Source organism: Cellulomonas sp. P22, assembly GCF_044392165.1.
Window position 1 is genome coordinate 278,591 of sequence record NZ_JBISBW010000005.1, and the last position, 6,447, is coordinate 285,037.

Consider the following 6,447-nt stretch of genomic DNA (forward strand, 5'->3'; position numbering starts at 1 on the left):
GGTCGCCCCCCTATACTCGGCCCGTGCCCCCCGAAGACGCGACCCGCCAGCACGCGTCCGGGTACCCCGACACAGCCGCGGTCATCACGGCATTCCGCCCGTGCGCGGACCTGCTCGAGGCCGTACGGGCCGCAGCCCGCCAGTGCGTCCGTGTGGTCGTCGTCGACAACACGCCCGCGGGTGAGAGCGGTGCCGAGGCCGTTCTGGGAGCGGCGCCCGGCGTGACGCTGCTTCGCGACGGCGTCAACCGCGGGCTCGCGGCCGCGCTCAACCGCGGTGTCGCCGAGGCTTCGGAGGTCGACGCCTTCCTGCTCCTCGACCAGGACTCGACGGTGCCTGACGGGCTGGTCGGCCGGTTGTGGGCGGCCCTCGAGCAGGACGTACGCATAGCCATCGCCGCGCCTGCGCCGTGGGACGCGGACGCGCAGAGGTTCCTCGACCCGCGCACGCGGGCTCGAGCGGAGGTGGCCGACATGGACGTCGTGATCACCTCGGGGATGCTGCTCCGGCGCAGCGCGGCGGGTGAGCTCGGAGACTTCCGCGAGGACTTCTTCGTCGACGGGGTGGACCAGGACTACTGCCTGCGCGCGCGGCGCGCCGGGTGGCGCGTCGTGCAGGATCGACGAGTTCTGCTGCCGCACTCCCTGGGCGCCACCCGTTGGCACGGTGTCGGCCCCCTCCGCGTGCGCGCGACGCACCACCCCACGTGGCGGCTGTACTGGATGGCGCGCAACGGCGTCGTGCTCGTCCGCGAGAACCTCCGGCACCGGCCCCGGTGGGCTGTGACATCGATCGCGCTCCTCGCCTACTCAGCAGCAGCGGTCGCCGCCTTCGAACCACCTCGGGCGCCTCGGCTCTCTGCCATCCGAGCGGGGGTGCGGGACGGCATGCGCGGTGACGTCGACGCGCGTTTCGTCCCCGACGAGAAGCGATGACCGCGCCCGCCGTCCGCTCGTCCGGCTACGCGCGCGACGCGCTGCTCGCCGCCGCGAGCCGCATGGCGCCGTTGGGCGTCCAGCTCGCGTCGACCCCCTTCTTGCTGGCCCACCTCAGCCCGGGCGCCTTCGCCGCGTGGACCCTCACGATGACGACGATCAACCTCTTCCTGAGCGCCGACCTCGGCGTCGTCGGCATCATGCAGCGCTACCACGGCATCGCGATCGGGCGCGGCGACGCTGCGCTGGGCGGGCGCATCACCGCGACCGTGCTGACCGTGCTGGGCACTCTGCTGGTCGTCCTGGCGGTCACCGGACCGTGGGTCTCCGACGCCATCATGCATGTGGTGAACCTGCCCGCGGGCGCCGCCGACGAGGCGGGCCGGCTCTTCCGGCACGCGGGAGTCCTCGCGTCGCTGCAGCTCACCGCACTGGCCCTGAGCAGCTATCTCGCCGCGCACTCCCGGTTCCTCGCGGTGGCGGCTGCATCGCTCGTCGCCAGGGCTGTCCTCGCCGGTTGCATCGTCGTCGCCGTCGTCACCGGGACTGGGCTACGAGGGCTGTTGCTCGCTGCCTACGCCGATGCCGTCGTCGCAGTGCTGATCACGGCCTTCTTGTGCCGCAAGCACCTCGTCCGCGAGGTGCGCGGCTTCGCCCGCGCGGCAGAGCTGTCCGAGCTCTGGGCGTACTCCTGGCGCAACCAGGCCAGCGCGTTCGGCTTCATCGCACAGCGGGAGCTGGACGTCCTGATGGCCGCCATCCTCCTTCCGACCGCGGCGATCGTCAGCGTCTCAGCGGTCGCTCCGCTCGCGGGCGCCGTCTCGCTGGCGCCGGCCGTCCTGCTGACGCCGTTGTTCACCCGGCTCAGCGTCCGCGCCGGCGAGTCGATGCCCGCGGCGGCCGCGGAGGCTGGGGTGGCCGAGCGGGCGTGGTGGTCCCTGCTCTTGCCCTTCGGCGCGCTCGTCGTGGTGATCCTCCCGTTCGCGGCGGCCGCCTGGCTCGGGCCCGACGTGACCGGCGTCGTCCCCCTGACGGCGTTGCTGTCCGCCGGCTTCGTCCTGTCCCTCGCCGGGTCCGTCCGCGCGATGGCTGCCCGGGCTGTCGGATCGCCGGGGGTCGAGACGCGCGCCTACGTCGTGCTCGTCTCCGTCAAGGTCGTCGTCGGATCAGCGCTCGCTCTCGTCTTCGGCGTGTACGGTCTCGCTGCCGCGACCATCCTCGCCGCAGCGTCGTTCCTGGTCTCGCTCGCGCACGCGGTGCGCAAGAGTCAGATCATCGGGCGGACGCCGTTGCCGCCGCTCCGCCTGACGATCAGCACGGCGCTGCTCGCGCTGGTCTGCGGCTCAGCTGCCGCGTCGGTCCACCAGGTGATCGACGGACGGATCGCCCAGCTGGCCTTGATGGTCGTCATCGCGCTGGCCGGCGCTGTCGGCGCGTTCCTGGTGCACCGATCCTCGGAGCAGCCGCGTGAGCCATGATCCGCACGTGTCCGGAGACGGACCCCCGAGAGAGGGCACGATGAGAGAGTCGATCGTTCGCCGGTTCACCGCAGCACGGGACGGACGCCTGGGCACCCCCCGTGCGACCTTCTGGATGAGCTTCGGGATCCTCTTCGTGATCACCGCGCTCTGGTCGCTGGCCAACCCGCTGATGGCTGTCGTGGACGAGGGCTCTCACACCGTCAAGGCCGCGGCCAGCGCACGGCTGCAGTTCAAGGGCGACGAGACGGGACTGCCGTCGGGCAACGGCACCTTCCGCGTGCCGGAGCTCTACGACCAGGCGTTGAAGCTCCCGAACTGCTTCGCGTTCAGCCCGGACACGTCAGCGCAGTGCCAGCAGGATCTCGTCGGAGATCTTGCCGCGGTCACCGACGTCCCGACGTCGGCGGCGCGCTACAACCCGATCTACTACGCGATCGTGGGAATCCCGAGCCTCTTTCCCAGCGGTGAGGCGACGCTCTATCTCATGCGCCTCGCCAGCGGGTTGCTCTCGGCAGCTCTGCTCGCCTCCGCATTCCGCGCTGTGGCAGAGATGAAGCGCCGTTCGTGGCTCATGATGGGCCTGATGCTGACGGTCACCCCGACCGTCCTCAACCTTGCCAGCGCGATCAATCCGCAGAGCGTGGAGATCGCGGGTGCCATCGGCCTGTGGGTCTCGCTCCTCGCGCTCGTCCGCGCACCCGATCCAGCCCTCCTGCAGCGGCGCCTCGTGCGGCTGACCGTGCTGTCCGTCCTGTTCGTGAACTCGCGGGCGTTGAGCCCGTTCTTCTTGGCGGTGATCGTGGCCACCGTGGTCCTGTCAGCGCCGTGGCCGAACGTGAAGGCCGTGCTGATCGACCGGCGAAGCTGGCCCTACCTCGCGGTCGCGTTCCTCGGGACCGTTGCCGCCGTCGTGTGGATCCGCGCGGTGGGCGGGCTCTCCAACTCGGGCGAGATCCTCTACCCCGAGCTCACCACGAACCGAGTGGTGGGGCTGACGCTCGAACAGACCGCCTACTACTTCGAGAGCCTCGTCGGCGTGTTCGGATGGCTGGACTCCCGCATGCCGCAGTGGGGGTACCTGCTCTTCGCCGCCCTGCTTGGCACCCTCGTCGTCATCGGCTGGACACTCGCCGACCGGCGCAACAAGCTGGTGCTCCTCGGCCTGGGCGGTCTCACTCTCCTGCTCCCGGTCGTCCTCCAAGCATCACAGGCTCCCTACGTCGGGATCGTGTGGCAGGGGCGGTACATCGCACCCCTCGCCGTGGGGATCGTGCTCCTGGCGGCCTTCAGCGCGCGCGACGGGCAAGAGCGCGCTCCGGAACGGCTCGCCCGCAGCCTGATGGGAACCGTCGGGATCCTGCTGGCGGTGGGCCACGTCGCGGCGTTCACGGCGAACCTCCATCGCTTCGTCAACGGCACAGGCTCCTCGTGGGTGCACTTCCACAGCTGGTCCTGGGCCCCACCTGTCCACCCGGCGGTGCTTCTCGGACTCCTGACCCTGTTCTGGGCGGGCCTCGCCGGATATGCCTGGTCGGTGTGTGGCGAGCGCCGGCGCGACACGGCTCCCGGTTCGGATGCATTCCCCTCGGAGCTCAGCGCCAAGACGCCCGTGATCGGCGATTCGCTGCCCAGGGAAGTCGCGCCCAGCCGATAGTGTCGCTCGCGGGCCGAATATGGCTCGCCCATCGCGAAGAGGACTGGCGTGCGCCCCCGAATACTGTTTCCGATCGTCCTTGCGGTTGCGGCCGTCCTCGTGGCCGGCGGGCTCGTCGCGGCGTCGCGGAACAGCGGCGACGGCTCGGGGGACGGCTCCACCTCTGGCGGTCCGGGGTCCACCTCCTCAGCTGTCCCCTCAGCGACGGGATCTCCACTCCCCACGACCACAGCGCCGGCGCCGGCGACAGCCAGTCCACCCGGCCTTCCCGCCGGCGTACCCACCGAAGGCGAGACCGCCGCTGCGCCGGCAGAGCCCGGCGACATCGAGGTCAGCATCACGTACGCGCAGTGGTCGACGTCGGGCGCGGCGGTCGAGGTGGCCGGCTTCGCGGCCGTCGCCCCTGAGACCACGGGTACCTGCACCGTGCGGCTCGTGCGTGGCGACCGCGAAGTCGTCGAATCGACCCAGGCTGTCCCCGATGCCGCCACCATGACGTGCGGGACCGTCTCGATCCCGAGCAGCCGGGTGTCGCGCGGAACCTGGTCGGCCACGTTGACGTACGAGTCCACCTCCGGGACCGGCACATCGCCGCAGACCACGATCGAGGTTCCCTGATGATCTTCTCCGGTGCGCGAGCGAAGCGCCTCGCCATGGGCACCCTCAGCGCGACGCTGCTGGTGACCGGGCTCCAGCTCACAGCCGCGCCCGGGGCGCAGGCTGCTGACCTCGGGGGCTTCGACCCCGGCTACATCATCAGCGACGCGACCTTCTACGACACCGCCACCATGGGGTCCGCCGACATCCAGGGGTTCCTGGACACCCGCGGAGCGGGGTGCAGGCCCGGCTCCGACGGCACCCCCTGCCTCAAGGACTACACGCAGGACACGACCTCCCGCGGTGCAGACACCCGGTGCTCGCGCCCTTACCAGGGGACCGCCGGGGAGCGCGCGAGCGCGATCATCTACAACGTCGCGCAGGCGTGCGGGATCAGCCCCCGCGTGCTGCTCGTCATGCTGCAGAAGGAGCAGGGACTCGTCACGGCCTCCGGGAGCGCGCTGTACGCGAACCGCTACCGGAGCGCCATGGGATACGGCTGCCCTGACACCGCAGTCTGCGACACCAAGTACTACGGGTTCTTTAACCAGGTGTACTCGGCTGCGTGGCAGCTCAAGAGCTACGCCGTCAACCCCAACGGGTTCAGCCACCGTGCCGGCGTCGTCAACAACGTCCGGTTCCACCCCGATGCGTCCTGCGGCGCCGCTCCCGTGCTGATCCAGAACCAGGCGACAGCGAGCCTGTACAACTACACGCCTTATCAGCCCAACGCGGCGGCCCTGGCAAGCGGATACGGCACCGGTGACGCCTGCTCCTCCTACGGGAACCGCAACTTCTGGAGCTACTTCACCGACTGGTTCGGATCGACGACCGCCGGTGGAAACCCCCTCGGCGCGGTCGACGAGATCGTCAGCACTGGTTCCGGGCTCGCCGTCCGCGGCTGGGCATTGGACCTCGACGTCCCGACGACGGCCGTGCCGGTACACGTGTATGTGGACGGCGTCGGTTACGCGTTCACCGCTAACCAGACTCGGACGGACGTCGGCGGAAAGTATCCCGGCGCCGGAAACCTGCACGGCTTGGCGGCGGACATCCCCGTGGGGAACGGCACGCACACCGTCTGCGTCTACGCGATCAACCTTCCTGTGGGGCCGAACACTGTCCTGGGCTGCCAGACGGTGACCGTGCAGGCACCGCAGGCCAATCCCCCGGTCGGGGTGATCGACTCGATCACCGGCGCGAACGGCGCCATCAACGCCAAGGGTTGGGCCTTCGACTGGGACACCACCGCACCGATCCCGGTGCACATGTACGTCGACGGCGTCGGCTACGCCTTCAACGCCGACCAGCCGTCCCCCGCCGTGAGCGGAGCATTCCCCGCGGCCGGCCCCAACCACGCCTACGACCTCACCGTCGCCGCCGGCCCCGGCAACCACCAGGTGTGCCTCTACGCCATCAACCTCCCCTCCGGACCCAACACCGCCCTGGGCTGCCGCACAGTCACCGTCCCGGCCACCCAGACACAAACCCCGGTCGGGGTCATCGACTCGATCACCGGCGCGAACGGCGCCATCAACGCCAAGGGTTGGGCCTTCGACTGGGACACCACCGCACCGATCCCGGTGCACATGTACGTCGACGGCGTCGGCTACGCCTTCAACGCCGACCAGCCGTCCCCCGCCGTCAGCGGAGCATTCCCCGCGGCCGGCCCCAACCACGCCTACGACCTCACCGTCGCCGCCGGCCCCGGCAACCACCAGGTGTGCCTCTACGCCATCAACCTCCCCTCCGGACCCAACACCGCCCTGGGCTGCCGCAC

4 protein-coding genes are annotated in these 6,447 nt (G+C 70.4%); all 4 read left to right on the top strand.

The window, feature by feature from the left end; translation table 11 throughout:
• The first annotated feature begins 23 nt into the window (after nucleotides 1-23).
• Nucleotides 24-935: a glycosyltransferase gene (locus ACGIF2_RS06550; RefSeq protein ID WP_396044745.1), complete on the top strand. Its 912-nt coding sequence runs from the start codon at nucleotides 24-26 to the stop codon at nucleotides 933-935.
• Nucleotides 932-2,413: a lipopolysaccharide biosynthesis protein gene (locus ACGIF2_RS06555; RefSeq protein WP_396044747.1), complete on the top strand. Its 1,482-nt coding sequence runs from the start codon at nucleotides 932-934 to the stop codon at nucleotides 2,411-2,413. Before ACGIF2_RS06550 ends, ACGIF2_RS06555 begins: the two co-directional genes overlap by 4 nt.
• A gap of 40 nt (nucleotides 2,414-2,453) precedes the next feature.
• Nucleotides 2,454-4,070 (top strand): DUF2142 domain-containing protein, encoded by a 1,617-nt coding sequence (locus ACGIF2_RS06560; protein WP_396044749.1) that lies wholly within the window; start codon nucleotides 2,454-2,456, stop codon nucleotides 4,068-4,070.
• A gap of 617 nt (nucleotides 4,071-4,687) precedes the next feature.
• On the top strand, nucleotides 4,688-6,447 hold a 1,760-nt coding region (locus ACGIF2_RS06565; protein ID WP_396044751.1), incomplete at its 3' end, for a hypothetical protein.